Origin of the sequence: Cellulomonas wangsupingiae, from assembly GCF_024508275.1 — a bacterium.
Lineage (GTDB): Bacteria > Actinomycetota > Actinomycetes > Actinomycetales > Cellulomonadaceae > Cellulomonas > Cellulomonas wangsupingiae.
The window spans coordinates 3,182,709-3,207,846 of record NZ_CP101989.1 but is presented as its reverse complement, the minus strand read 5'-3'; the positions used below and the strand labels follow the sequence as shown (position 1 = coordinate 3,207,846).

The 25,138-nt window shown below is 75.3% G+C and carries 21 protein-coding genes; 6 read left to right on the top strand and 15 right to left on the bottom strand.

Annotation, left to right across the window (positions count from 1 at the left end; all coding sequences use genetic code 11):
- Positions 1 to 546 carry a hypothetical protein gene (locus tag NP075_RS14835; protein ID WP_256791156.1) on the top strand — a complete coding sequence of 182 codons (546 nt, stop codon included), beginning with the start codon at positions 1 to 3 and terminating at the stop codon, positions 544 to 546.
- Positions 547 to 579: 33 nt separating this feature from the next.
- On the opposite strand, the gene NP075_RS14830 is transcribed toward NP075_RS14835, so the two are convergent.
- The 7 genes from NP075_RS14830 to NP075_RS14800 form a co-directional block, all read right to left on the bottom strand.
- The gene (locus tag NP075_RS14830) at positions 580 to 1,533 is read right to left on the bottom strand and encodes a quinone oxidoreductase family protein (RefSeq protein ID WP_227565227.1); all 954 of its coding nucleotides are present in this window, start codon (positions 1,531 to 1,533) and stop codon (positions 580 to 582) included.
- 107 nt (positions 1,534 to 1,640) lie between these two features.
- A complete protein-coding gene (locus NP075_RS14825; protein ID WP_227565228.1) occupies positions 1,641 to 2,402 on the bottom strand; it encodes an iron ABC transporter ATP-binding protein in 762 nt (253 codons plus the stop codon).
- The gene (locus NP075_RS14820; RefSeq protein WP_227565229.1) at positions 2,399 to 3,445 is read right to left on the bottom strand and encodes an iron chelate uptake ABC transporter family permease subunit; all 1,047 of its coding nucleotides are present in this window, start codon (positions 3,443 to 3,445) and stop codon (positions 2,399 to 2,401) included. Before NP075_RS14820 ends, NP075_RS14825 begins: the two co-directional genes overlap by 4 nt.
- Entirely contained in the window at positions 3,438 to 4,424 is a 987-nt protein-coding gene (locus NP075_RS14815; RefSeq protein ID WP_372456728.1) for an ABC transporter permease, read from the bottom strand. Before NP075_RS14815 ends, NP075_RS14820 begins: the two co-directional genes overlap by 8 nt.
- On the bottom strand, positions 4,421 to 5,428 hold the full coding sequence (locus NP075_RS14810) for a siderophore ABC transporter substrate-binding protein (RefSeq protein ID WP_227565230.1): 1,008 nt from the start codon (positions 5,426 to 5,428) through the stop codon (positions 4,421 to 4,423). Before NP075_RS14810 ends, NP075_RS14815 begins: the two co-directional genes overlap by 4 nt.
- Before the next feature lie 160 nt (positions 5,429 to 5,588).
- A complete protein-coding gene (locus NP075_RS14805) occupies positions 5,589 to 12,344 on the bottom strand; it encodes a prealbumin-like fold domain-containing protein (RefSeq protein ID WP_227565231.1) in 6,756 nt (2,251 codons plus the stop codon).
- 121 nt (positions 12,345 to 12,465) lie between these two features.
- Positions 12,466 to 13,335 (bottom strand): helix-turn-helix domain-containing protein, encoded by an 870-nt coding sequence (locus NP075_RS14800; RefSeq protein WP_227565232.1) that lies wholly within the window; start codon positions 13,333 to 13,335, stop codon positions 12,466 to 12,468.
- 35 nt (positions 13,336 to 13,370) lie between these two features.
- Here NP075_RS14800 and NP075_RS14795 point away from each other — a divergent pair, with 35 nt between their 5' ends.
- Positions 13,371 to 13,934, top strand: a complete 564-nt coding sequence (locus NP075_RS14795; protein ID WP_227565233.1) for a TIGR03086 family metal-binding protein — start codon at positions 13,371 to 13,373, stop codon at positions 13,932 to 13,934.
- A 63-nt stretch (positions 13,935 to 13,997) separates the two neighbouring features.
- On the opposite strand, the gene NP075_RS14790 is transcribed toward NP075_RS14795, so the two are convergent.
- Entirely contained in the window at positions 13,998 to 14,423 is a 426-nt protein-coding gene (locus tag NP075_RS14790) for a DUF6069 family protein (RefSeq protein ID WP_227565234.1), read from the bottom strand.
- Positions 14,424 to 14,620: 197 nt separating this feature from the next.
- Here NP075_RS14790 and NP075_RS14785 point away from each other — a divergent pair, with 197 nt between their 5' ends.
- Complete coding sequence (locus NP075_RS14785; RefSeq protein ID WP_227565235.1) at positions 14,621 to 15,829, top strand: sensor histidine kinase; 1,209 nt, start codon at positions 14,621 to 14,623, stop codon at positions 15,827 to 15,829.
- Positions 15,826 to 16,497: a response regulator gene (locus tag NP075_RS14780; RefSeq protein WP_227565236.1), complete on the top strand. Its 672-nt coding sequence runs from the start codon at positions 15,826 to 15,828 to the stop codon at positions 16,495 to 16,497. The genes NP075_RS14785 and NP075_RS14780 overlap by 4 nt, the downstream gene beginning before the upstream one ends.
- 24 nt (positions 16,498 to 16,521) lie before the next feature.
- Here the strand turns inward: NP075_RS14780 and NP075_RS14775 are convergent, their stop codons facing one another.
- From NP075_RS14775 to NP075_RS14755, 6 genes are all read right to left on the bottom strand, one after another.
- Positions 16,522 to 18,210 carry an alpha/beta hydrolase gene (locus tag NP075_RS14775; RefSeq protein WP_227565237.1) on the bottom strand — a complete coding sequence of 563 codons (1,689 nt, stop codon included), beginning with the start codon at positions 18,208 to 18,210 and terminating at the stop codon, positions 16,522 to 16,524.
- 55 nt (positions 18,211 to 18,265) lie between these two features.
- Positions 18,266 to 18,547, bottom strand: a complete 282-nt coding sequence (locus NP075_RS14770) for a metal-sensitive transcriptional regulator (protein WP_227565238.1) — start codon at positions 18,545 to 18,547, stop codon at positions 18,266 to 18,268.
- A 65-nt stretch (positions 18,548 to 18,612) separates the two neighbouring features.
- Complete coding sequence (locus tag NP075_RS19165) at positions 18,613 to 18,732, bottom strand: hypothetical protein (RefSeq protein ID WP_489146113.1); 120 nt, start codon at positions 18,730 to 18,732, stop codon at positions 18,613 to 18,615.
- A 31-nt stretch (positions 18,733 to 18,763) separates the two neighbouring features.
- A complete protein-coding gene (locus NP075_RS14765; protein WP_227565239.1) occupies positions 18,764 to 20,500 on the bottom strand; it encodes an FAD-dependent oxidoreductase in 1,737 nt (578 codons plus the stop codon).
- Between the two features lie 204 nt (positions 20,501 to 20,704).
- Positions 20,705 to 21,094, bottom strand: a complete 390-nt coding sequence (locus NP075_RS14760) for a PGPGW domain-containing protein (RefSeq protein ID WP_227565240.1) — start codon at positions 21,092 to 21,094, stop codon at positions 20,705 to 20,707.
- A gap of 41 nt (positions 21,095 to 21,135) precedes the next feature.
- On the bottom strand, positions 21,136 to 22,074 hold the full coding sequence (locus NP075_RS14755) for an ATP-grasp domain-containing protein (protein WP_227565241.1): 939 nt from the start codon (positions 22,072 to 22,074) through the stop codon (positions 21,136 to 21,138).
- Positions 22,075 to 22,129: 55 nt separating this feature from the next.
- Between NP075_RS14755 and NP075_RS14750 the strand changes: the two genes are divergently transcribed.
- Positions 22,130 to 23,590, top strand: a complete 1,461-nt coding sequence (locus NP075_RS14750) for a DUF4232 domain-containing protein (protein ID WP_227565242.1) — start codon at positions 22,130 to 22,132, stop codon at positions 23,588 to 23,590.
- A 15-nt stretch (positions 23,591 to 23,605) separates the two neighbouring features.
- Here the strand turns inward: NP075_RS14750 and NP075_RS14745 are convergent, their stop codons facing one another.
- The gene (locus NP075_RS14745; RefSeq protein WP_227565243.1) at positions 23,606 to 24,094 is read right to left on the bottom strand and encodes a MarR family winged helix-turn-helix transcriptional regulator; all 489 of its coding nucleotides are present in this window, start codon (positions 24,092 to 24,094) and stop codon (positions 23,606 to 23,608) included.
- Between the two features lie 122 nt (positions 24,095 to 24,216).
- On the opposite strand from NP075_RS14745, the gene NP075_RS14740 reads away from it, so the two are divergent.
- A complete protein-coding gene (locus NP075_RS14740; RefSeq protein WP_227565244.1) occupies positions 24,217 to 25,047 on the top strand; it encodes an alpha/beta fold hydrolase in 831 nt (276 codons plus the stop codon).
- Positions 25,048 to 25,138: the final 91 nt, after the last annotated feature.

Genomic DNA, 25,138 nt, shown 5'->3' with positions numbered 1-25,138 from the left:
ATGGGCCGCGGTACGGGGGAGCGTACGCAGGCGCGTGGGGGAGCCGGGGCGCGACCCGGGGCGGGGCCGGTGGTGCTCGGCGGCGTGCTGGGTGCGCTGGTGGGTCTCGTCGTGGGCTGGCTCGTGCTGCGCCCGAGCGGGTCCGACCTGCTCGCCGAGGCCCGTGACCTGGTCCCTCGCGGCTTCAGCGTCGAGGACGAGGGCCTGCAGCGCGGCAACGTCCTCCTGGGCTGGGAGGACGTCGCCGGGGTCACCGCGACGGGATCCGCTGCGACCGACGGTGACCTCGCGGTCCCGCAGCTCGCGCGCGCGGCGGGGTGGACCGTCGTCACGGACCATCCCGCCGCCGCGGACGACTTCTACCTCCTGGAGCGCCCCGGCCTCGAGGCGCGGGTCTCGCTCTACGTGCAGGGCGCCGGCTCCGAGGTCTGGGTGACGGTCCAGCGTGACGGGTCGCAGTGGTGGTGGGTGGGTGCCACCGGCCTGGCCGGTGCGGCCGTGGGTGCTGCCGTCGTCCTCGTGGCGCCGGGCCGCGCGCGCCGCTGACCGCAGGCGGCCGGGCGGCGGGCGGGCGGGTCGTCAGACGGGCGTCACGACGGCGCGTGGGCCGTGCGTCGCCTGCCACGCGTCCGCGACGCGCTCGAGGGGGAACGTCACCGTCGGGACCACCACGGCACCGGCCGCGATCCGTCCCAGGTAGGCGACGGCCTCGTCGCGGTAGCGGCTCAGGTCGACCGAGCCGATGCCGCTGCCGCGCACCTGGAACCTGCGGCTGCGCAGCAGCGCCGCGGGCGTGGCGGCCGTCGGGCCGGCGACGGCGCCGACCTCGACGTACACCGTGCCCTCACCGGCCGGGCCGGCCTCCAGCGCGCGGAACGCGACCTCCGCCGGAGCGCCCCACAGGTAGTCCAGGACGAGGTCGGGCGCCTCGCCGTCGAGCGCCGCCGTGAGTGCCGGCACGTCGGCGTCGGCGTCCTCCGTGAGCGCGACGGGCTCGGCGCCCAGGGCCAGGACGCGCTCGAGCTCCGCGGGGTCACGGCCCACCCCGACGACCCGTCTCGCGCCCAGCCGGCGGGCGTTCTGCACCGCCAGGCCGCCGGCCGTGCCCGTCGCCCCGAGCACGAGGACCGTGCCGAGGGCCCCACCACGAGCGACGTGCTCGGTGAGCGGCATCCACGACGACATCCCCGGGTTCATGCCCGCGGCGACGGCCACCGGGTCGACGCCGTCGGGCAGGGGGACGGTCCGGGTGCGCGGTGCGGCGAACCGGTCGGCGAACGTGCCCCACGGCTCCTGCACCTCACCGGCGTAGACGAGCGCACCCTCGCGGGTCCGTCCCACGCCGTCCACGCCGGGGACCATCGGGTACTCGCTGCCGGCGCTGTAGTGCGTGCCGCGGGCGCGGGAGCGCACGATCGGGTGCAGCGCCGCCGCGACGAGGTCCAGCAGCACGTCGTCCGGGCCCGCGTGCGGGTCCGGGAACTCGCCGTACCGGGGCGTGCCCTCCGGTGCCGGCACCACGGCTGCTCTCATCGCGGCCCCCCGTCCCGCCGAGCCTAGGTCGGCGACATGACGCCCGCCACAGGAGTGGGTGCCCTGGGGCGATGACCGGCCCGGCGACGACGCGCCGCACCCGTGCCTCAGGGCCGGTAGTACACCGCCAGCGGGTGCCCGGGGCCGTCGACGACGGTCACGGGCGTCGCGAACACGTCCGTGAGGATCTCCTCGGTCATGATCTGCGCGGGCGTCCCGACGTGCCGGACCCGGCCGTCGGTCATCGCGACGACGCGGTCCGCCCACGCGGCGGCGAAGTTCACGTCGTGCACGACGAGGACGACGGTCTTGCCGAGCTCGTCCGCGGCCCGGCGCAGGCGCGCCATCATCGACACCGCGTGCTGCATGTCGAGGTTGTTCAGCGGCTCGTCGAGCAGCAGGTAGTCGGTGTCCTGCGCGACGACCATGGCGACGTAGGCGCGCTGGCGCTGCCCGCCGGACAGCTCGTCGAGGTAGCGGTGCTGCAGGTCGACCAGGTCGAGGAACTCCAGCGCGGTGTCGACGGCATCGGCGTCGGCCGTGGTGAGCCGGCCCTGCGAGTGCGGGAACCGGCCGAGCGCGACGAGCTGGCGCACGGTGAGCCGGGCGACGAAGTGGTTCTCCTGGCGCAGGATCGCCAGGCGCTGCGCCAGCTCGCGCGGCCGCGCCGTGACGACGTCGAGACCGCCGACCGTGACCCGGCCGGCGTCGGCCGCGAGCAGCCGCCCGACGATCGTCAGCATCGTGGACTTGCCGGCACCGTTGGGTCCGACGAGCGCCGTGACGCCCCCGGTGGGGATCTCGAGGTCGACCGGGCCGAGCGCGTGCACGTCCCCGTAGGACTTCGAGACGTCGACGAGGGTGATCACCGCAGGCCCTTCCGCAGGAGGTAGAACAGGAAGACGAGGCCGCCGCCGAGCTCGATGACGACCGTGACGAGACCGCCGGCGTAGAACACGTGCCGCAGCACGAAGTACGCGAGCAGGAGCATCGCCGAGGCCAGCGCGACGACCATCGGCAGGGTCAGCGCGTGCCGGCTGGTGCCGACGACCTGGTAGGTCAACAGGGCGGCGACGAACCCGAAGAACGTCATGGGCCCCACCAGCGACGTCGACACCGAGACGAGCACGGCGACCAGCAGCAGGGTGAGCAGCACCTCGCGCTGGTGGCGCACGCCCAGGCTCGTGGCGGTCTCGCGGCCCAGCGCGACGACGTCGAGCACGTGCCGGCGCCGCCACAGCAGCGTGCCGACGACCACGCACACCGCGGCGCCCCACGGCAGGTACTCCGCGGACGACGTGCTGATGCTGCCGAACAGCCGGGCCGACAGGATGTCGAACTCGCTCGGCGTGAGCATGCGCTGCATGAACGTCGACAGCGACCCGAAGCCCATGCCGAGGACCACGCCGACGAGCAGCAGCAGGTGCAGGTCGGCCCGCCTGCCGGTGAACAGCCAGCCGTACAGGAGGGTCGCGAACCCGACCATGAGCACGCTCTGCAGCACGACCTTGGCGATGCCGTCGGTGGCGGCCAGCGAGCCCGCACCGAGGAAGAACACCAGCGCGGTCTGGACGACCCGGTACAGCGCGTCGAACCCGAGGATCGACGGCGTGAGGATCCGGTTGTTCGTCACGGAGTGGAACGCGACGGTGGCGACGCCGTGGCAGAACGCCACGACGAGGATCGTGCCGACCGACGACAGGCGGCTGCGCACGATGGTCCAGTAGCCGCTCGACCCGGGCGCGGCGGGGTTGTCCCACACGAGGATCCCGGTGGCGGCGGCGACCGCGACGAGCGTGACCAGCGCGAGCCGGACGCCGTACCGGGCCATGGTGTCGCGCAGCGGGACGCGCGGTGCGGGGCCGGGGCCGGCCGGGCTGATCGGCGTGACGGGGGAGACGAGCTCAGCCACGGCGACGCACCCGCAGCACCAGCAGCAGGAACCCGGCGGCGCCGACGACGCCGAGGATCATGCCGACGGGGATCTCGAACGGCATGCGCACGACCCGTCCGAGGATGTCGCAGGCGGTGACGAGCGCGACCCCGCCGAGGCAGACCCACGGCAGGTTCGAGCGCAGGTCGTCGCCGCGCAGCAGCGACACGACGTTGGGCACGACGAGCCCGAGGAACGGCAGGAAGCCGACGACGACGGTGGTGACGCCGGACGCGACGGCGACCATGGCGGTGCCGACGAGCAGGACGCGGTCGTAGCTCAGGCCCAGGTTGGTGGCGACGTCGCGGCCGAGGCCGGCGACCGTGAGGCGGTCGGCGAGCACGAAGATCGCGACGCACACCGCGGCGACGACCCACAGCACCTCGTACTGCCCGCGCACCACCGTGGTGAACGAGCCCATGAACCACGTGCCGAGTAGCTGCAGGTAGTTCGTCCGGACGGCGATAAGCGTGGTCAGCGCGCTGACCACGGCGCCGAGCATGAGCCCGACGACGGGGACGACCAGCGTGGTGCGCACCTGCACGCGCCGCAGCACGACGAGGAAGACCATGGTGCCGACGAAGGCGGCGGCGGACGCGACGACCATGCGCGTGGCCAGGCCGACGGTCGGCAGCAGGATCACCGACAGCAGCAGGCCGAGGGCGGCCCACTCGCTGGTCCCGGCCGTGGTGGCCTCGACGAAGCGGTTCTGCGTGAGCTGCTGCAGCACCAGGCCGCTGACGGCCATCGCGCTGCCGGCCAGCACCAGGGCGAGCGTGCGGGGCACGCGGGTGATCCAGAACATGGCGTCGCCGCCCTGCGCACCCAGGTCGTACACGCCGACGAACAGCGACGTGACGACGAGCGCGAGGGTGAGCAGCGCGGCGGCGAGCAGCCCGCCCGACCGCTGCCACGTGCGGGCAGCGGTCGGGGCGGGTGCGGTGGTGAGCGTGGTCACGCGGCGGCGAACGCCTGGGCGATCTGCTCGTACAGCGCCGTGTACGCCTGGATGTCCTCGGTGAGGTAGAAGTTCGGGTCCAGGTAGATCACCTGGTCCTGCGCGACGGCGGTGACCGACGTGAGCGCCGGCGACGCGCCGATCAGCTCGGTGGCCGGGCGGTAGTCGCCCTCGCCGACGCCGGCGCCGTCACGGTCGAGCACGATGATCCAGTCGGGGTTCGCGGCGGCGATGGCCTCGACGCCGATGTCGTCGCCGTGCGACGTGTCCTCGGCGGCCTGCTCGATCGCGGGCACGAGCCCGAGCGTCGGGAAGACCGGGCCGATGCTGCGGCCGGTGACCGGCGCGGAGTAGGAGATCTCGCCGCCCGACGTGATGAGGCCGACGACCGTGCTGGTGCCGTCGTACGCGGCGGCAGCGTCGGCCACCGCGGTCTCGAACGCCTCGACGAGCTGTGCCGCGTCGTCCTCGCGCTGGAAGACCTGGCCGAGGATCTCGACCTGGCGGACGAGCTCGTCGGCGACGTCCTCGCCGTCGCGCGGCGCGATCTCGATGACGGTCGCGTCGGGGTTCTGCGCGACGATGTCGTCGTAGTGGTCACCGAACCGGTAGCCGCCGATGATGAGGTCCGGCTCGGCGGCGATGATCGACTCCAGGTTCGGCTCGCGGTGCGTGCCGACGTCCAGGACGTCCTCGTTCTCGGTGTACGCGGGCCAGATGCCCGAGCCCATCACGCCCTTGGGTGCCGCCACCAGCGGGACGTCCCACGCGGACAGGGTCTCGAACACGTGGTTGTCGAGCGCGACGACGCGCTGCGGGTCGAGCGGCACCTCGACCGTGCCGTGGTTGTCCTCGATGGTGACCGTCGTCGCGGCCGTCGTCGGCGAGGCGGACGCGGCGGGCTCCGCGGCGTCGGCGCCCGCGCCGCAGGCGGCGAGGACGAGGGCGAGCGGGGCGGCGGTGAGCACGGCGGCCAGCCGGCGGGCAGGAGGGCGGGAGAACATGCGTCAGCTCCGGGAGGTGTGGACGGGCGCGACAAGGCGCGTCGATCCCAGGGAAGGACACCCTAAGACGACTTAGGGGAGGCTACCCTCTGCTGGCACGTGGTCCTGCCCGGCGGACGACCGCCGGCGCGCCCCGCAGGACGCGCCGCCGGCCGTCACGTCATGTCGTGCCGCGACTCGTCGTCCGTGCCCCGGACTCACGACGCCGTGAGCTCCCGACCAGTGCCGCACCGCCCGCCACCAGCCACAGCGCGACGAGCGCGAGCCCTGCGCCAGGTCCGCCGGTGCTCGACAACCAGTCGCCGTCCCACGGCCCTGCGCTGCCCGGTCCGTCGGCCGGCGTGGTGCGCGTGGGCGTCGGGTGCGTCGTGGTCCGGCACTCCTCGTCGGCGAGCACCTCGTCGGCGAGCACCTCGTCGGCGAGCGCCGCGACCTCGAACGTCACGTCCGCGTCGTCGACGCACGGTTCGGCACCGGGTGCCGTCACGACGTTGCGCAGCACCTGGCCGTTCACGTCGTCGTTCACCCGCACCTGGTAGGTCAGCGTCTGCGTGCCGGCCACCGGGCCGCCGCTCCAGACGAGCTCGACGCCGCCCTGGGCCACGGCGACCCCGCCCGTGGTCGTCGCGATGCTGTCCTCGATCAGCGTGGCGTCGTCGACCACGTCCGTCAGGTCGTCGGTGACGACGAACTCGGGGATCTCGCCCCCGGGGTCGACCGGGCTCAGCGTCACCGTGTAGGTGACGACCTGACCGGGCTGCACCTGCGTGCCGGACGGCGGGTCGCTGCTCTTGACCGCGGTCCACGGGGCGGTCGCCTGCGCGTCGGTGTTGGTGACCGTGCAGGTCACGTCGTCACCGGCGGCGAGCTCCAGCACGTCGCCGTCGACCGCGACGGGCCCGGCCGCGTCCTCGCACTCCCAGCCCACCTGCGTGTAGCCCTCGGGCCCGTCGACCTCGGACAGCGCGTACGCCCCGGGCGTCACCGGCACGTCCGTGATCGTCGGGCCGCGCGTCGCGCCGCTGACCGTCTCCGGGCCCTCGGCCCGCAGCGTCCACTCCTCGGGCGTGGCCGTGCCGCCCTGCTCGTTGAGCACGTCCTTGACCAACGTGAGGCGCGGTGCGTCGAACGTGTTGGTGACGGTGCAGGTCACGGCCTCGCCGTTGGCCACGGTGACGGCGTCGCCGTCGAGCGTGCCGCCCTCGCAGGACCATGCCGACGGGGTGTAGTCCGTCGGTCCGTCGGCCTCGGAGAGGGTGTAGTCACCCGCGCTGACGTCGACGCCCGTGACGGTGTCGCTGCCCGTCTCCCCGGTGACCCCGGTGGTGGGGCCGTCGGCGGTCAGGGTCCAGTCGGTGGCGGCCGCGTCGCCGCCGTGGTCGTTGACGACCTCCTTGACGAGCGTGAGCGTCGCCGGCTGGTCGTCGTTGAGGACCGTGCAGGTGACGTCCTGCCCGAGCTCGAGGAGCACGGCGCCGGACTCGACGGGCAGCTCGCCCTCGTCGTTCTCGCAGGCCCAGTCGTTCGTGGTGTACCCCGAGGGGCCGCCGGACTCCGACAGCGCGTGGCTGCCGTACTCGACCTCCGTCGAGGTGATGGCGTCGTCCCCGCTCGCCCCGCTGTGGGACGTCGTCGGGCCGGTCGCGGTGAGCACCCAGTCGCGGGCGTCCGCGGTGCCCCCGTCGTCGTTCGTGACCTGCTTGACGAGGGTCAGGGTGGTCGGCACGGCGGTGTTGGTGATCGTGCAGGTCACGTCCGCGCCGTTGGCGAGGGTCAGCGAGCCCGAGTCCAGCGGGACGTCGGCACCGCTCGCGTCGACGCAGGTCCATTCCCCGGCCTCGTACCCGGCGACGAACGACTCGGACAGTGCGTACGTCCCGGCGAAGACGGCGACGTCCGTCACCCCGTCCGCCCCGTTGCCCGCGACGATCTCCTGGCCCGGGATGTCCTCGGGTGCCGCGCGCACCGTCCAGCTGGCGGGCGTCTCCGGCGCGCCGGTGGCGCCGGTGTCGACGACCTTGCGCAGCGTCAGGGCTGCCGGCTGGTCGTCGTTCGTGATGGTGCAGGTCACGGTGGCGCCGTTGGCGATCGTGACCGTGGTGCCGCTCAGCGTGCCGCCCTCGCACGTCCAGTCGGACGCGGTGTACCCGTCAGGGCCGTCGGCCTCGGACAGGGTGTAGTCACCGGCGGCCACCTCGACCCCGGTGACCGCGTCGGTGCCGGTCTCGCCGGTGACCCCGGCGGTCGGGCCGTCGGCGGACAGGGTCCAGTCCGTGGGCTCCGCGGTGCCGCCGGCGTCGTTGGTGACCTGCTTGACCAGCGTGAGCGTGCCGGGCTGGTCGTCGTTGACGACGGTGCACGTGACGGCCTGCCCCAGGGCGACGGTCACGGCACCGTCCGCGACTGGCACGGTGGTGTCGTCCGTCGCGCAGGTCCAGTCGCCCGCGGTGTACCCGGCGGGGCCGGACTCCGTCAGGGCGTAGCTGCCGATCGCGACGGGCGCGTCCGTGATCGTCGGGTCACCGGTGACCCCGGTGAGCCCCGTGGTCGGTCCGGTCGCGGTCAGCGTCCAGTCGCCGGGGACGGCAGTGCCGCCGTCGTCGGCGGTGACCTGCTTGACGAGCGTCAGCGTGGCGCCCTGCGCCGTGTTCGTGATGGTGCAGGTGACGTCGGCCCCGGTGGTCAGGGTGACCGCACCGGCCTCGACGGCGACCGTGCCGCCGGCGGCGTCGACGCAGCCCCACGTCCCGGCGGTGAAGCCGGGGATCGTCGACTCCGACAGCGCGTACGTGCCGGCGAAGACCCCGACACCGGTGACACCGTCGGCGCCGTCACCGGAGACCGGCGCCTGGCCCTCGATGTCCTGCGGCGTGGCGGTGAGCGTCCAGTCGGCCGGCGTCTGCGTCGCCCCGGTGGTGCCCGCCTCGACGACCTTGCGCAGCGTGAGTGCCGCCGGCTGGTCGTCGTTCGTGATGGTGCAGGTCACGTCCTGGCCGAGCGCGATCGCGACCGCACCGTCGGTGACCGGCACCGCCGCGTCGTCGGTCGCGCACTCCCAGTCGCCCGCGGCGTACCCCGCGGGCCCGGACTCGGTCAGGGTGTACGTGCCGATCGCGACCGTGGCCCCGGTGATCGCGGCGTCCCCGGTGACGCCGGTCAGCCCGGTCGTCGGCCCGGCGGCCGTCAGGGTCCAGTCGGTGGCGACGGCCGTGCCGCCCTCGTCGTTGAGGACCTGCTTGACCAGGGTCAGCGTCGAGGGCTGTGCCGTGTTGGTGATCGTGCAGGTGACGTCGGTCCCGCTGCCGATGGTCACGGCGTCGCCGTCGACGGCGACCGTGCCGCCGTCGGCGTCGACGCAGCCCCACGTCCCGGCGGTGAAGCCGGCGACGGTCGACTCCGACAGCGCGTACGTGCCGGCGAAGACCTCGACGGCGGTGACCCCGTCGGCTCCGTCACCGGACACGGCGTCCTGGCCCTCGATGTCCTGCGGTGTGGCCGTCAGGGTCCAGTCGGCCGGGGTCTGGGTCGCCCCGGTGGTCCCGGCGTCGACGACCTTGCGCAGCGTCAGGGCCGCGGGCTGGTCGTCGTTGGTGATCGTGCAGGTCACGTCCTGACCGAGCCCGATCTCGACCGCGTCGTCCGTGACGGTCACGGTCCCGGCGTCGTCCGCACAGGTCCACTCACCGGCCGTGTACCCGGCGGGGCCCGACTCCGACAGCGCGTAGCTCCCGATCGCCACGGGGGCGCCGGTGACGGCCTCCTCGCCGGTCACCCCGCTCACACCGGCGGTCGGCCCGTCCGCGGTCAGGGTCCAGTCGTCCGTGCCGGACGTCCCGCCCTGGTCGTTGGTCAGCTCCTTGACGAGCGTCAGCGTGGGCTGCTGGGCGGTGTTCGTGACGGTGCACGTGACGCTCGCGCCGTTCGCGAGGGCCACCGCGCCGTCATCGACCGCGACGTCGTCACCACCCGCGTCGACGCACTCCCACGCGCCCGCGTCGAAGCCCGCGACGGTGGACTCGGACAGCGCGTACGTGCCGGCGAGGACCTCGACGTCGGTGACGCCGTCGGCCCCGTTCCCGGAGACCGGGTCCTGCTCGCCGGTGCCCTGCAGCGTGGCGGTCAGCGTCCAGTCGGCGGGCGTCTGCGTCGCACCGGTGGACCCGGCGTCGACGGCCTTGCGCAACGTGAGCGACGCGGGGTCGTCGGCGTTGGTGAACGTGCACACCACGCTCTCGCCGCGTCCGGCCGTGATCTCGGTGCCGTTGACGGCGGTCCCGTTCACGAGGCACTCGAGGTCGGTCTGCTCGTACCCGGCGGGCCCGGTCTCGCTGACCGTGTACGGGTGGCCGGGCCGGATCTCGAACGTCTGGGCGTCGGCCTCGGCGGCGCCGGGGGTCTCGATCTCGGTGAGCCCCTCCACCTCGGGCGTCGTGCCCGGGGTGGCGCGCAGCGTGAAGTCGGACGGCACGGCCGTGCCGCCGGCCTGGTTGACGACCTCCTTCACCAGCGTCAGCTGCGCCGTCTGGTTGGTCGCCGTGCACAGGACGCGCGCGGCGATCGGCGCGGTCACGCCCCCGTTCAGGCCGTCGGCGAAGCCGGAGATCTGGTTGCCCTCGGTGTCGACCCGGATGCAGGACCACGACCCCGTCGACGCGGGGAACTCCTGCAGGTCGGAGCGCTGGTCCACCTGCAGGTACGTCGCCGGGCCGCCGGACTCCGCGAGCTGGTAGGGGACGCCCGGGGTGATGGGCACGTCGGTCGCGCCCGCGCTCCCGCTGGTCCCGGCCGGCCCGGGCAGCTGCCCGGCGGGCGCGTCCGGCGCCGGGAGGGCCGCCAGGTCCCACGCCGTGGGGTCGGCCGTGCCCTCCTCGACGTACTTGGCGAGCGTCAGGCGGGACTCGCAGTCGACGGTGTTGCGGATGGTCAGCGTGTTGGCACCCTCGACCAGGGTCAGGCCGTAGCCGCCCGTGGGGACGGGCGTCGGGTCCACGGCTGCGCCGTCGATCTCGACGACCTGCGGTGGGGAGACCACGCAGAGGTCGGGGTCGATGTCCGGGACCTGCAGCACCACCTGCTCGTCGACCGTGACGCTCTCGCCCGCGACGTACCCGGGGCGCGTCACGCCCCACGCCTGGCTGGTGGCGCCGTCGGCGCCCGGACCCGTGAGCGTCAGCTCGGAGGTGAAGCCGGACGGCTGGTTGCCGTTCGGCACCGGTGCGGCGCCGTCGATCACCCACTCCTTGTCGACGGTGACGGTGGCAGGTGCCGCCACCTGGTTGTAGACCGTGCAGCTCACGGCGTCCGTGTTCGGGACGTCGACGGTGAAGCCCGCCGCCCCGACGTTGGTGACCGTCACGCCCTGCCCCGTCACGAGGTCGGTGCAGACGGCGTTCGCCCCGGCGACGGGGAACAGGACAGCGCCCTCCTGGGCCTCCTCCTGGACCTCGATCGTCCCGGTGGCGGTCCCGCCCGCGTAGGTGATCGGGAAGTTCACGGCGCTGGTGGCGTCGGTCGTCGCGCTCGTGGTCGGCAGCGTCACCCCGGGCGTGGTCGTCGAGGCGCCGAAGGTCCACCCGGCGCCCGCGGGCGTGGCGGTCGCGAGGTCGCCGGACGCGTCGACGAGCTGCTTGACGACCGACAGGGACCCGGTGCAGTCGCCGAGCGCGAGCTGGCGCAGGGCCTGGCCCACGACGGTGTAGTCGGCGACCTGGAAGTAGTCCGCGGTCCCGGTGTTGGTGCCGTCGTACGCGGTGGGGCCCGAGATGGCGGCGAGGTTCTGGGCGGTGGCGGGGTCGCTGACCCCGGCCCCGACGCCCACGGCGAGGACGCGGGTGTCCTGCGCCTTCAGGGCGTTGGCCGAGAAGATGCCGTTCTCCATCTCGCGGAAGCGGGTGAAGTTGCCCGGACCCTCCGCAGGCTGGGAGTAGAAGGTCGGGTCGCCGTCCGTGATGACCACCGCGACGTCGTACGACGCCGCGGCCTCGGCGGCCGCGGCGATCCCGCGGTCCCAGTTGGTCCCGCCGGTGGCGGTCCACGAGGCGTAGCGGGACGTGAACTCGTCCGCGCCCGCCTGCGTCGACACCGAGGTCAGGCCGGGGTAGTTCTGGGTCGCGCCGGCCGCGGGGCTCCCCGTGGAGAACGAGAACAGGGCCATCTCGGACGGCGTGCCCACGAGCGAGTTCGTGAACGTGTCGGCCGCGGCCTTGAGGCTGACGAGCTGCTGCGACGTCACCGAGCCCGACAGGTCCAGGATCAGCGCGACGCTCAGCCCGCACTGCTGCAGGGGTGCCGGGTTCGTCCGCGACTGCTGCCACACGCCGCCCGACGCCGAGCGGTTCGTGCTGCCCGTCCCGATCATGAAGTTCGACTGCGAGGTGTACGTGTTGCCCGCGCGCAGGGTCGAGCCGGTCCGGAACTGGTACGGCGTCAGCTGCGACCCGCTGCCGTCGCCGTTGCCCGTGCGCAGGGTGGAGTTCTGCGTGAACCCCTCCGGCACGCCGGTCTGCACGACCCAGAAGCGCCGGTCGCAGTTGGCGCCGGCCCCGACCCGGCAGCCGAAGAGCCCGGTCTCGGTGTCGGGGACGACGAAGCTGCAGTCGCCGTCCGCGTCGGACACGCACGTCGCCCAGGCGCCGGCGACGGGCGTCGTGGGGGCGGTCGTGCCGTCGTAGAGCTGCAGGGTCACCCCGGCCAGGCCGGAGACGCCGGTCGCGCCCTGGCGGTCGGCGCCGACCCGGACGGTGATGACAGCGTTGTCGCCGGTCGCCGGTGGGACGGCCAGCGGCGCGGCCGCGGGGGCGTTCGCCTCGGCGGGCGTGCTGCCCACCACGGCGATCGGTACCAGCAGACCCAGCGCGAGCGCTGCCGAAGCCAGTGCTGCCCCGATCCGACGCAGGCGTCGCGAGCCGTCGTCCATGGCGTCCCCCCAGTCGCATGGCACCGCGCCATCAGTGGCGCGGTATCGAAAGTAACAGGAACCGGGCGGATCGGAACCTCGGGGGGCGGGCCGGGCCGGCGCGACGGCCTCGCCGGGTCGTTCAGCCGCGGGCGCCGTCGCGTGCGTCAGCGGGGGAGAACCTGGCCGCGAACGCCCCCGGCGTCATCCCCGTCACCCGGCGGAAGTCGCGCGACAGGTGCGACTCGTCGGCGTACCCGAGGTCCGCGGCCAGGTCGGCCAGGGGCGTGCGGTGCTCGCGCAGCCGCTCGGCCGCCTCGTGGAGCCGGCGGCGCTGCACCAGCCACTTGGGCGACAGTCCCAGCCGCCGCCGGGTCAGCCGCTGCAGGGTCCGCTCGGTCGTCGCGAACCGCTCGCACAGCTGCGAGACCCGGCGCACGTCCGGGTCCTCCTCGACGGCCGCGACGACGGCGTTGACGAGCAGCCCTTCCTCGTCGACCGGCAGGTACCGGCGCAGGAAGGCGCCGACGCGGTCCGTCGCGGCGCGCTGCCGGCCGGGGTCGGTCGGCGCGGGTGCCATGTCCTCGCGGACGCCGCTGACCAGCGCGTCCACGTCGTGCGACGGTGCGGTGGCGCTCAGCGCGTCGGCGAGCGGGGCGTGCCGGCCCGTCCACGGCGCGACCGAGCCGCCCGTGAGCAGCGCACCGGCCGCCGGCTGGAGCATGACGCCCACCGCCCACCCGTCGCCGCGCAGCGTGGTCCTCGACAGGCCCGGCTGGACGCCGTAGAACCTCGCGTACGAGTCGGCGACGACGACCAGGCACACGGGGTACTGCAGCACCTGCTGCTCCGCCGCCTGCCCGGCCGGGACGGACCACGTCGGCACCCAGTACCGGCGCACCAGCGGTGCCAGGTCGGCCGCCGGACCCCAGCGGCCGATCCGGTGCGAGGTGTCCCGCGGGTCCACCAGGTGCGCCCGCTCGACGGCGTCGAGGCTGTCGGGTTCGTCCAAGGCCCACCTCCCGGCTCCGTCCTAGCGTGACGCACATGACCGACAACCCGATCCTCGACGCCTACGCCCAGCGCGCGGCCGGCCTGCAGGCCGTGCTCGACGCCACCGACCCCGCCGCGTGGGACGCGCCGTCACCCTGCGACGGCTGGTCCGGCCGCGACGTGGTGGCGCACGTGGTCGACACCCAGCGCGACTACCTCGGCCGCCACGGCGCCGACCTCGGCGAGCGGCCCGACCTCACCGACCCGGCGGCCGCGTGGCGCGCGCACACCGAGCGCGCGACGGCCGCGCTCGCGGAGCCGGGGTTCGCCGACACGCCCTTCGACGCCATGACCGGGCCGAGCACCGTCGGGGCCACGTTCCTGATGTTCCACGGCTTCGACATGGTCGCCCACCGGTGGGACGTCGCCGCCGCCGGGGGGCGCCCGCACCGGTTCACCGATGCCGACCTCGACGTGCTCGAGGGCATGGTCGCCGCCATGGGGGAGCACCTGTACGGGGAGGGCGTGTGCGCACCGCCCGTCGAGGTCCCGGCCGACGCGGACCGTCAGACCCGCGTCCTGGCCGCGCTCGGTCGGCGCGCCGCGGTGCCCGCGTGACGGCCGGAGGCGACTGACCGCCGCCCCGGAGCGGCCCCTGGCGGCCGGTCCGGGGCGGCGTGCTCAGCGCCGCAGCCCCAGCGCGACGACCGCGCCCACCGCGACGTGCTCGGCCAGCAGCACCGCGACGGCGCCGGGCGTCGTGCCGCCCAGCGGGCCGAGCAGCGAGACCAGCAGGACGACGCCGCACAGGACGAACCAGGCGCGCTCGCCGTTGCCCGGGCGCCCGCGCCGCGAGCGCGCCACGAGCGCCCGCACGGCCCAGCCCAGGAGCGCCACGACGACGGCCGCCACGACGACGTCGACCACGCCGACCGTCCGGGTCGCAGCGCCCGAGCGAGCGGCGAGGGTGACGCCCGTGGCGTCGCCCACCCACCACACGGCGGCGGCGGCGACCGCTGCCACGACGGGGACGGCCCCTCGTGGCAGCCGGCGCGGGGTCCCGGCCGGCGTGGCCCTGCGGCCGGTGACGTTCCCTGACGTGGTCATGACGACCTCCTGGAGGAGACGGCCGGCGGCCGGGTGGCGTGCCGGTACCCCACGGTCGCGACGGGACCGCGCCCGCCACATCCGTCCGTCGTCCACGGCGCGTGCGCCCACGGTCGAGCGCCACCCCCGACCGGTGTCGACGGGCCCCCTCCTTCGGTCGGTGGTCGACCGTGGGCTGCGCGCCTAGCGTCCGGGGCATGAGCACGTCATCCGGCACCGCCGCCTGCGGCCCTGACGGACAGCCCGCCCTCGGGTCGCCGCAGCGGGATCCCGGCGCGCGCGTCCTGCCGTGGCCGTGGCTCGGGGCCGCGTGGGCCGCGGTCGCGGTCCTCACGCTGCTCGCGCTCGTCCCATGGCTCCAGCAGGACGCGTCGCCGCTGCGCGCGCTCGACGTCGCGGTCGCCGTGGCGGCCCTCGTCCTGCTCCCGGCGCTGTGGACGCGCTGGTCCGTGCCCGCCGCCCTGGTCCTCGCCGCGCTCGCGGCCGTCTCGGGCGCCGCCACCCCGGCATCGACCGTGGCGACGCTGCAGGTGGCGCGGTGGCGCGGCATCCGCACGGCGCTGCCGGTCGCCGCCGCCGGGTTCGCGGGGCACGCCGTGCTGGCGCTGTGGCGACCCGTCGGGCTGCCGCTGGGCTGGTGGCTGCTGTGCGACCTGGCGGTGCACGCGGCGCTCCTCGGGTGGGGCGCCTACGGGCGGGCCCGCGCCGCGCTGGTCCGCTCGCTGCGGGAGCGGGCGTGGCGCGCCGAGGCGGAGCAGGAGCGCCGCGTCGAGGAGGCCCGGCTCGTCGAGCGCACCCGGATCGCGCGCGAGATGCACGACACCCTCGCCCACCGGCTGTCCCTGCTCGCGACGACGGCCGGCGCGCTGGAGTACCGGCCCGACGCGCCGCCGGAGCGCCTCGCGGCCGCTGCGGCGCTCGTCCGGCAGGGCGTGAGCTCGGCGCTGGACGACCTGCGGGACGTCGTGCGCGTGCTCCGTGAGGAGCCGACCGTGCCCGGCGCGCCTCGCGCGCCGGCACCCCGCCCGGGGGTCCGTGACGTCGCGCGCCTGGTCGACGAGGCGAGGGCCGTCGGCCAGGACGTCACGCTGGAGGCGACGGGTGACGACGACCCGCCCCCGGCGGTGGCGACCGCGGTGTACCGGGCCGCCCAGGAAGGGCTGACCAACGCGCGTCGTCACGCCCCCGGAAGTCGCGTGGTGGTGCGGGTCGACCTGTCGCCCGGCGTGGTCCGCCTGCGGGTCGGCGACGACGGCGCGTCCGGCCCGGGCGTCCCGGTGGGGCCGGGATCGGGCACCGGGCTCGTCGGCCTGCGGGAGCGGGTGGGGCTGGTGGGCGGGCACGTCGAGGCGTACCCGCAGGGACGGGGATTCGTGCTCGACGTCCGCATACCGTGGCAGGCATGACCGGCACCGGCGCCGGGCAGCGGCGCACACGTCTCGTCGTCGTCGACGACGACGCCCTCGTGCGCGCCGGCCTGCGGCTCATGCTCGACGGCGCGCGCGGCATCGAGGTCGTCGGGGAGGCCGCCGACGGGGCCGGCGTCGTGGCCGTGCTGGACGCCCACCCCACCGACGTCGTGCTCATGGACCTGCGGATGCCGGGCGTCGACGGTGTGGAGGGCACGCGGCGCGTCTGCGCGCGCAGCGACCCGCCGGCCGTCGTGGTCCTGACGACCTTCGACACCGACGACGAGGTCGTCGCCGCCCTGCGTGCGGGCGCGTCCGGCTACCTGCTCAAGGACATGGCGCCCGACCGCATCGTCGCCGCCGTGCTCGCCGCGGCCGCGGGTGAGCCCGTCCTGTCCCCGGGCATCGCGCGCCGGCTGATGGCGTCGGCCGCCGCCAGCGGCGGCGCACGCGCCCGGGCGCTCGGCGCGCTGGGCAGGCTCACCGCGCGCGAGCGCGAGGTGGCGGTCGGCATCGGACGCGGGGCGAGCAACGCGCAGATCGCGGCCCGGCTGCACGTGAGCGTCCCGACCGTGAAGGCGCACGTGACGAACGTGCTGCTCAAGCTCGGTCTGACGAACCGGACGCAGGTGGCCCTGCTGGTCGCCGAGGCGGGCGAGGACTGACCCTCGCCCGCCTCGGCCGTGGTCTCACCAGAGCGGCAGCCCCGGCGGGACGTCGATCCGCGGGGTGGCGCTGCGAGCGCCCGGGGTGGCCCCGAACGGGGCGCTGTCCGGTGCGCACACCGTGCCGTCGGCGGGCGGCTCACCGCTCACCAGGTACGTGGTGATGTGCTCGTCGACGCACACGCTCTTGCCGAGCGCGGTGTGGCCCCACCCGTCGAGCGTGAGCAGATGGCCGCCGGGGAACAGGTCCCGGTACGGCTCGGTCTGCCGGTACGGAGTCGCGGGGTCGAAGCGGGTGCCGACGACGAGCACCGGGCTGGTCGTCGTCTGCTGCCAGGGTCCGGTGAAGGCGTCACCGTCCTCGATCTTCCACGCCTCGCACGGCAGCCCGACCCAGCCGCGGAACCGCCCGAAGTACGGGGCCGCCTCGGCGTGCGCGTCGACGAGGCGGGGGTAGCGGTCGACCCGGCCGTTGGACGCGGTGTCGACGCACAGGCTGGCCAGCGCGCCGCCGATCGACGGGTAGTCCTCCCCGCGCAGGCGCGCGCCGAGCAGGGAGCGGGTGCCGGTCGCGGCCGACGCGACCGTGGCCGGGTCGGGCTCCGGGACGGCCAGCGCCGCCAGGAGGCCTGCGAGGTCGGCCCACCCGGCGGGGGAGTACAGCGACTGGTACGTCGCCGCGACCGCGATCTGCTGCGTGACGAGGATGGTCGTGCCGTCGGGCAGCGGCACCTCGACCGGGTCGGTCGCGAGCCGGTCGAACGTCTCGTAGGCGACGGTCGCGGGGTCCCCGAGCGCCGCCAGCGGGCACGCCTCCGGCCCCGCCTCCGCGCACAGCCGCGTGAACTCCCCGAACGTCTCGTGCGACCCGAACCCCTGCCGGATGCGGATGCCGAGGGGCACCGACGGCGCCGCGTCACCCGTACCCGTGCCGCTCCACGCGACCGGGTCGACCGTCCCGTCGAGCAGGAAGCGCCCGACGCGCTCGGGGAACAACCGGGCGTAGGTGGCGCCCAGGTACGTGCCGTAGCTGTAACCGGCGTAGTGCAGCTGCTCGTCGCCGACGGCCTGGCGCAGCAGGTCCATGTCGCGCGCGACGTTCGCGGTCGACGCGGTCGCGAACCGCAGCGGCGAGGTGACCTGGCAGCGTGCCGCCAGCGCGACGCCCTCGAGGGTGAACCGGGCCTCGTCACGGCCGGTGATCGGGTACGGCTGCAGCAGCAGCGGGGACGCGGCCTCCTCGGCCTGGGTGCGGAAGCACGTCGCCGGGTCGGACGCCGCGACGGCACGCGGGTCGAACCCGAGGACGTCGAAGCGGGCCAGGACGTCCGGGTGGTACGCGTACGGGGCGGCCTGCTGGACGAACTGCACGCCGCTGCCGCCGGGGCCGCCGGGGTTGGTGAACAGCGTCCCGATGCGCTGCGCCGGGTCGCCGCTCGCGGGCAGCAGCGTCAGGGCGATCGTCGTCGTGGCGCCGTGCGGCCGGTCGTAGTCGCGCGGGACCCGGGCGCTCGCGCACAGGAACGGCTCGAGGCCGGCGCCACACGGCTGCCAGTCGAGCGCCGGGACGGGCGCCTCGACCTGTGCCGGTGCCGTCGCGGCGACGGTCGGCGCCGGTGGTGGGGCGGCCAGGGCCGCCGGTGCGGCGAGGGCGCTGGTGAGCAGCGTGGCTGACAGGAGGGCGAGCCCTCTGGTCCGGTGCAGGGTGGTCATGGCGGCTCCCGGTCGTCGTCGGTCGGTGCCGCCCACCTTGCCAACCATCAGGTCGTCAGGCCAGGGACAGGAAGAGCTTCTCCAGCTTCTGCACGTCGAGCGTGGGAGCCTGCCCGTCCCCGGCCGCCGACGCGTCCTGCACGAGGCACTGCCGCATCCCCGACGCGATGATCGCGAACCCGGCGCGGTCCAGCGCACGTGAGACGGCCGAGAGCTGCGTGACGACCTCCTCGCAGCTGCGGCCCTCGTCGAGCATCCGGACCACCGCCGTGAGCTGTCCCTGCGCGCGCCGCAGGCGGTTGCCGACCTTCGTCATCTCGTCCGGGTCGAGCTCCATGCGGTCCTCCTGGGGGGCGGTGCCGGGGTGGCGCCGCGGGGGGTCGGTACGGGTGGTGCCTGCGGTCAGCGGGGGCAGGTGCAGCGCTCGCCGTCGGGCACGGCGGCCATGACGTCGTCGGCGTGCTGGCCGCAGCCGTCCCAGGTGGTCTTGCCGCAGGTGGCGCAGCGGACGGGGTAGCACATGAGGTTCTCCTTCGAGCGGGTGGGCGGGGGGTCAGCGGGTGGCGCCCGCAGCCGGGTGCGCCAGGTGGGGGTGGACGGCGCTGAGCGTCAGCCAGCCGCCGGACAGGTTGCGGGCGTCGAGCCCGGCGGCCAGGAGCACGCGGGTGGCGATGTGGGAGCGCACGCCGCTGGCGCAGTGGACGCTCACCGGCCGGCCGGCAGCAGCCGCCCGGACCTCGTCGAGGCGCCCGCGCAGCTCGGTGTGCGGGACGTTGAGCGCCTCGGGGACGTGGCCGCGGGCGAACTCCGCGGGCTGGCGCACGTCGAGCACGAGCGTGTCGGCCCGGGCGGCGTCGAGCTCGTCGGGGTGCCACTGCGGCGTCGTGCCGTCCAGGACGTTCTGCGCGACGAACCCCAGCATGTTCACCGGGTCCTTCGCCGAGCCGTAGGGCGGTGCGTACGCGAGCTCGAGCTCGGCCAGGTCGTCGGCGGTCATGCCGGCACGCAGGGCCGTGGCCAGCACGTCGATGCGCTTGTCGACGCCCGCGCGGCCCACGCCCTGGGCGCCCAGCAGGCGCCCGTCGGGGGCGAAGGTCGCCACCAGGTGGACCTGCTCGGTGCCGGGGAAGTAGCCGGCGTGGTGGCCGGGGTGGATGCGGACCACCTCGTGGGCGATGCCCGCGCGGGTCAGGGCCGCCTGGTTCGGTCCGGTCACCGCGGCGGTGAGGCCGAAGACCCGCACGATCGCGGTGCCGAGCACCGGCGCCTGGGGGGTGGTGCGGTGGCCGACCATCGAGTCGGCGGCCCGCCGGCCCTGCCGGTTGGCGGGCCCGGCCAGGGGCACGGGGCCGACGGCGCCGGTGACGGCCTGCGTGACCTCGACGGCGTCGCCGACGGCCCACACGTGCGGGTCGGACGTGCGCTGGTCGGCGTCGACGCGGATCGCGCCCGTCGGGCCGAGCGCGAGGCCCGCCTCGCGGGCCAGGTCGCTCGCGGGACGGACGCCGACGTTGACGACGACCACGTCGGCCGCCAGCTCGGTGCCGTCGGACAGGGTGACCGTGACGGCGCCGTCGTCCCCGCGGGGGGTGACGGCGCGCGCCGCGACACCCAGGTGCAGACCCACGCCGTGGTCGCGCAGCTCGCCGGCCAGCAGCGGGGCGAGCTCCGGGTCGAGCGGCGGCAGCACGTGGTCCGCGAGCTCGACGAGGTGCACCTGCAGGCCGCGGGTGGTCAGCGCCTCGACGGCCTCGAGCCCGATGAGACCGGCCCCGACGACGACGGCGGCGGGTGCGGGTGCTCCCGCGGTGCGGTCCGCGACCAGCCGTGCCACACGCTCGTTCAGCGCGTCCAGGTCGGGGACCGTGCGCAGCGCGTGCACCGACGGATGGTCCAGGCCCTCGACGGGCGGTCGCACGGCGACGGCACCGGGGGCCAGCAGCAGGGCGTCGTAGCCCAGGACGTACTCGCCGTCCGCGGTGGCGACGGTGACCGTGCGGGCGGCGGTGTCGACGGCCGTCACCCGGCTGCCGGTGCGCACGTCGAGCGCCAGGGCCGCGGCGAGGGACTGCGGGGTGTGGAGCAGGAGCGCCTCGCGGTCGGCGATCTCGCCGGACAGGTGGTACGGCAGGCCGCAGCTGGCGAACGACACGTAGGCGGACTGCTCGAGGACGACGATGTGCGCGTGCTCGTCCAGACGGCGGGCGCGTGCGGCGGCGCTCATGCCGCCGGCGACGCCTCCGACGACGACGATGCGTCGGACGGGGTGTGGCGTGGTGCTGGTGGACATGGCTCCACGATACCCCCGGGGGTATTCAGGGACGAGGTTCCGCGCCTGTGCCGTCCGCCACTGACGTCGGCCCGCAGCCGGCACAGCGATTCGTCGACGGCGCGGCGGACCTGCTCCGGGCGGCTGTCCAGCCCGACCGCCCGTCCGTCGCGGATGTCCCGCCCGGGCTCGCTCGCGATCGTCATCCCCGGGGCGCCGGGTGCCTCAGCGGGACGCGCCGACGGGGCCGATCGGGTCCTGGGGGTCGTGGGGGTCCTGCGCCTCGACCGGCCCCGGCGCGTCCACCGGCTCCGTCGCCCGTACCGGGTCGGGGGCCGACCGCCGCCGGTCCCACACCTCACGCCCCTTGTCCACGCCCGCCTGGCCCGCGGCCCGCGCACGGTCCAGCCAGCGCCGCGCCCACGCGAACTCCGTCGCGAGCAGCGCGAGCCCCGCGAGGATCGCGAGGATGCCCGGCCCGGGCAGCACGAGCATCGCCACGCCCGTGAGCACCACCGTGCCGCCGACGACCGTGACCGCCACGACACGCACGGGACGCGGCAGCGCGTCGATCTGCGCACGCACGCGCGTCCACCGGTCCGACCAGCTCGCCACGGCACCTCCCTCGTCGGGACGCACCCGCGCCCGTCGCCCCCTCAACGCCGGGGACCGCCGGACGGTGCCCGGTGCGCCGGACACTCACCCAGGCGCGCGACGACCGCCGAGGCGACCACGTCCGTGACCTCGGGTGCGACGTGCAGGTTGAGCGCGGGCTCGAACAGCTCGGCCTCCAGCAGCACCAGCCCGTGCGCGGCGGAGTCCACGGTGTCGACGCGCGCGTACAGCGGGACGCCGCTGCCCGTGGCGCGGTCGACCGCGCGGACCACCTCGAGGGCGAACTCGGCCTCGGCCGCGGTGACGTCGACCCGCTGCGGGTTCTCGGCGTACACGCCGCCGATCAGCCCGCCGCCCGGGGCGAGCAGCGCGCCCTTCGCGATCGCGTGCGTCAGGGTCCCGTCGATGACGTACAGCGCCTTCTCGCGCCCCTGCGACAGCTCGGGCACCTCCGGCTGCACCATCACCAGGCCGCCGGCCGCGAGGATCCGCCCCGCGAGGTCGAGGGCTCGCGGGTCGTCGGCGCGGAACAGCCCGGTGTCGCGCGCCCCGGCGGACACCGCGGGCTTCACCACCACGCGCGCGCCGGGGGCGAACGCGCCCAGGTCGTCGCGCACGTCGTCCAGGGACGTCCGGTACGTCGTCGGGACCACGCCGACCCCGAGGTCGGCGAGCTGCCCGAGGTAGCGCTTGTCGAGGTTCCACCGCACCAGCGCCGGCGGGTTGAGCACCTGCGTGACGCGCTCGGCGGCGTCGAGCCACGCGAGGAACTCGGTGAGCCGCTCCGGGTAGTCCCACGGGGAGCGCAGCACCAGCAGGTCGTGCGCGGCCCAGTCGACGGTCGCGTCGTGCCACACGACGGGCGCGGCCGCCACACCCCGTGCCCGCAGCGCGGTGACGAGCGGCGCGGTGTCGTGGTCCGGGTCCTCGGCGGGGTAGGTGTCGGTCACGACGACACCCACGCGGGGGGTTGCGCTCACGGGCGGACCCTACGACGAGCCGCCCACGCGTCCGGCATCGGTAGGGTCACGGGTCGTGACAGCTGCGCCGGACGCCCCGACCGGGCCGCCGCCCGGGACGCTCCCGGCGCCCGCCGCGGAGCGCGGGCGCCTCGCGGTGGCGGCCGTCGTCGTCCTGGTGGTGGTCCTGCTGGGTGCCCTGGCGCTCCGGACCACGCCGCTCGGCGCGGTGCTCGACGCGGGCGGCTGCACGGTCCTGGCGGGGGAGCGCGACGTGCGCCCGCCGGAGGTGGTCCGGGACGCCGCCGCCCAGGTGCACGAGGTCGTCGGCGCCGGCACGGCGACCGTGACCACGACGTGCCGCCTGGTGGACCTCGCCGCGCCGACCGGCCTCGGCGCCCCGGACCCCGCTGCCGACCCCGCCGCGTGGGAGGTCGGTGTGGACGCGGAGGTCGGGGGGATCGACGCGCTCCCGGCCGCGGCCGAGGCGGTGCTCGGCGCCGTCACGGCCGGGCCCGGCGCGTGGCGCCTCGACGTGCACGACGCCGCGCGGACGCTCGCCGTGGGCCTCGCGCCCGGCGACGACGCCGACCTGGCCGTGGACGCGCTGGCGGTGCGTCGCGTGCCCGGGGTCGACGAGGTGTGGTTCGGGCCCGAGGCCGGGCGGGTCGTCGTGGCGGGTGGGGAGGCGGTCGCCGACGCACTGGCCGCCGTCGCCGGGCGGGAGCTGCCCGTCACGACGGTCGAGGCGTTCGACCACTGGCTCGAGGTGACGCAGGTGCACCCCGGGGCCTGGCCGGACGCCGAGGCGGTGGCGCTGGCGGTCGACGTCGCGGCGTGGGAGGGCGTGTGGCGCGTCGTGCTCAGCGGCGGTGAGCCCGCGTCGCCCGACCTCACGGTCGCGGCGGACGACGACGCCCACCGGTCCCACGTCGCGTCCCGGCTGGCCTCCGTGCTCCGCACGGGACCGCCGCTGGGCTACCACGTGAGGACCGACGCCGGCACCGTGGACGGCGTCCTCGCGGGCCTCGACGCCGCGGGTGCCGACGCACCCGACGCCGGAGCCGCCGATGCGTCCGGGGAGGCCCCGCCCGCGGGGGTGCCCGCCTGCACCGGCGACGGTCTGCGGCTCGAGGTCGCGGCCGTGGACGCGGCGCTCGGTGCCCGCTTCCTCGTGCTGCGCGCGACGTGGACGGGCGCGGCGCCGTGCGTGCTGTCGGGCGTGCCGACGCTCGCGTTCACCCGGCAGTCGGGCACCCGGACGCCCGACCTCACGCAGCTGCCGGACCTCGTGGCACCCGACGTGCCGCCGGAGGTCGTGCTGGAACCCGGCGCCGCCGCGCTCGCGCAGGTCCGGTGGCGCGCGATGTCGACGTCGCAGGACCCGGACGTGGCCGTCGGCGTCACGGTCCGGGCGGTGGCGGACGGACCCGCGGTCGACCTCGTGCCGCCGGTCACGCTGGACGTGCTGGCCGGTGGGACCGTCGAGGTCGGCCCCTGGCGCTTCGACGAGGGTCTCCTCGACGCCGACGGGTGACGGTGCGCCGCCGGCTCAGGCCGGACGGGCGGGCGTCCGGGCTCCGTGCAGGGAGTCGGCACCCGCGGCGTGACGCTTGACGGCGCCGAGCAGGCGTGCGAGCTCGGCCATCTCGTCCGGTGCGAGCCCGAAGGCCTCGCCGACGTGCGCCGGCAGGTGGGCCACCCGCTCGCGCAGCGCCTCACCGGCCGGCGTCAGGACGACGCTCACCGACCGCTCGTCGTCCGGTCGGCGCCGGCGCTCGACGAGCCCGCGCACCTCCAGCCGCTTGAGCAGCGGCGAGACGGTCCCGTAGTCCAGGTACAGCCGGTCGATGACCTGCCGGACGGTCTGCTCGCCCCGGGTCCACAGCACGACGAGCACGAGGTACTGCGGGTACGTGAGGTCCAGCGGATCCAGCTCGCGGCGGTAGACCGCCGTCATCGCGCGGGACGCGGAGTAGAGGTCGAAGCACAGCATCGTCTCCAGCGAGATGCCGTCGGCGGGCGCGGGCCTGTCGTCCATGGACAGCATCGTACGCGGTGTTGACGTCCACAACTAGATCGTGCACGATGTAATCGTTCCCGATCGACCTGACGACAGTGCACCGGACGCCCCGGGCGCCCGCCGAGCGAAGGAGAACCGCCATGCCGTTCATCACCAGCACCGCCACCGACCAGCCCGTCGAGCTGTACTACGAGGATCACGGCACCGGGCAGCCCGTCGTGCTCATCCACGGCTACCCGCTCGACGGCCACTCGTGGGAGAAGCAGGCCGTGGCCCTCCTCGACGCCGGCTACCGCGTCATCACGTACGACCGCCGCGGCTTCGGCCGCTCGACCGCGACGACCCAGGGCTACGACTACGACACCTTCACCGCGGACCTCGAGGCCGTCCTGACGACGCTCGACGTGCGTGACGCGGTGCTGGTCGGGTTCTCCATGGGGACGGGGGAGGTGGGTCGCTACCTCGGCACCCGCGGCTCGGGCCGCGTCGCGAAGGCCGCGTTCCTCGCCGCGCTCGAGCCCTACCTGCTGCAGACCGACGAGAGCCCGCTCGGCCTGCCGCAGAGCGCGTTCGACGGCATCGCGGAGGCGGCGCGGCGTGACCGCTACGCGTGGTTCGACGAGTTCTTCGCCAACTTCTACAACCTCGACGAGAACCTCGGCACCCGGATCAGCGAGGCCGCCGTGCGCGGGTCGTGGGCCGTGGCCGCCGGCTCCGCGCCGTGGGCCGCGTGGGCGGTCGTGCCGACGTGGCACACCGACTTCCGCGACGACGTCGCGAAGATCGACGTCCCGACGCTGATCCTGCACGGCTCGGGCGACCGGATCCTGCCGGTCGAGGCGACGGGCCGCGCGTTCGCGGAGCTGCTCCCCGAGGCGACGTACGTCGAGATCGAGGGTGCGCCCCACGGGCTGCTGTGGACCCACGCGGACGAGGTCACGGCGGCACTGCTGGAGTTCCTCGCCGCCTGACCCGGCGGGCGGACCGCCCGCGGTGCAGGACCGGTCTCCCGCCGGAGGGTGGCGGGGGGCCGGTCCTGTGCCGTCAGCAGGCAGGATGGGC

Bases quoted from the DNA above. Each gene is read 5' to 3' on its own strand.
- NP075_RS14835 (WP_256791156.1), top strand. From the start codon at position 1: ATGGGCCGCGGTACGGGGGAGCGTACGCAGGCGCGTGGGGGAGCCGGG.
- NP075_RS14830 (WP_227565227.1), bottom strand. From the start codon at position 1,533: ATGAGAGCAGCCGTGGTGCCGGCACCGGAGGGCACGCCCCGGTACGGC.
- NP075_RS14810 (WP_227565230.1), bottom strand. From the start codon at position 5,428: ATGTTCTCCCGCCCTCCTGCCCGCCGGCTGGCCGCCGTGCTCACCGCC.
- NP075_RS14805 (WP_227565231.1), bottom strand. From the start codon at position 12,344: ATGGACGACGGCTCGCGACGCCTGCGTCGGATCGGGGCAGCACTGGCT.
- NP075_RS14795 (WP_227565233.1), top strand. From the start codon at position 13,371: ATGACCGACAACCCGATCCTCGACGCCTACGCCCAGCGCGCGGCCGGC.
- NP075_RS14790 (WP_227565234.1), bottom strand. From the start codon at position 14,423: ATGACCACGTCAGGGAACGTCACCGGCCGCAGGGCCACGCCGGCCGGG.
- NP075_RS14785 (WP_227565235.1), top strand. From the start codon at position 14,621: ATGAGCACGTCATCCGGCACCGCCGCCTGCGGCCCTGACGGACAGCCC.
- NP075_RS14780 (WP_227565236.1), top strand. From the start codon at position 15,826: ATGACCGGCACCGGCGCCGGGCAGCGGCGCACACGTCTCGTCGTCGTC.
- NP075_RS14775 (WP_227565237.1), bottom strand. From the start codon at position 18,210: ATGACCACCCTGCACCGGACCAGAGGGCTCGCCCTCCTGTCAGCCACG.
- NP075_RS14770 (WP_227565238.1), bottom strand. From the start codon at position 18,547: ATGGAGCTCGACCCGGACGAGATGACGAAGGTCGGCAACCGCCTGCGG.
- NP075_RS19165 (WP_489146113.1), bottom strand. From the start codon at position 18,732: ATGTGCTACCCCGTCCGCTGCGCCACCTGCGGCAAGACCACCTGGGAC.
- NP075_RS14765 (WP_227565239.1), bottom strand. From the start codon at position 20,500: ATGTCCACCAGCACCACGCCACACCCCGTCCGACGCATCGTCGTCGTC.
- NP075_RS14745 (WP_227565243.1), bottom strand. From the start codon at position 24,094: ATGGACGACAGGCCCGCGCCCGCCGACGGCATCTCGCTGGAGACGATG.
- NP075_RS14740 (WP_227565244.1), top strand. From the start codon at position 24,217: ATGCCGTTCATCACCAGCACCGCCACCGACCAGCCCGTCGAGCTGTAC.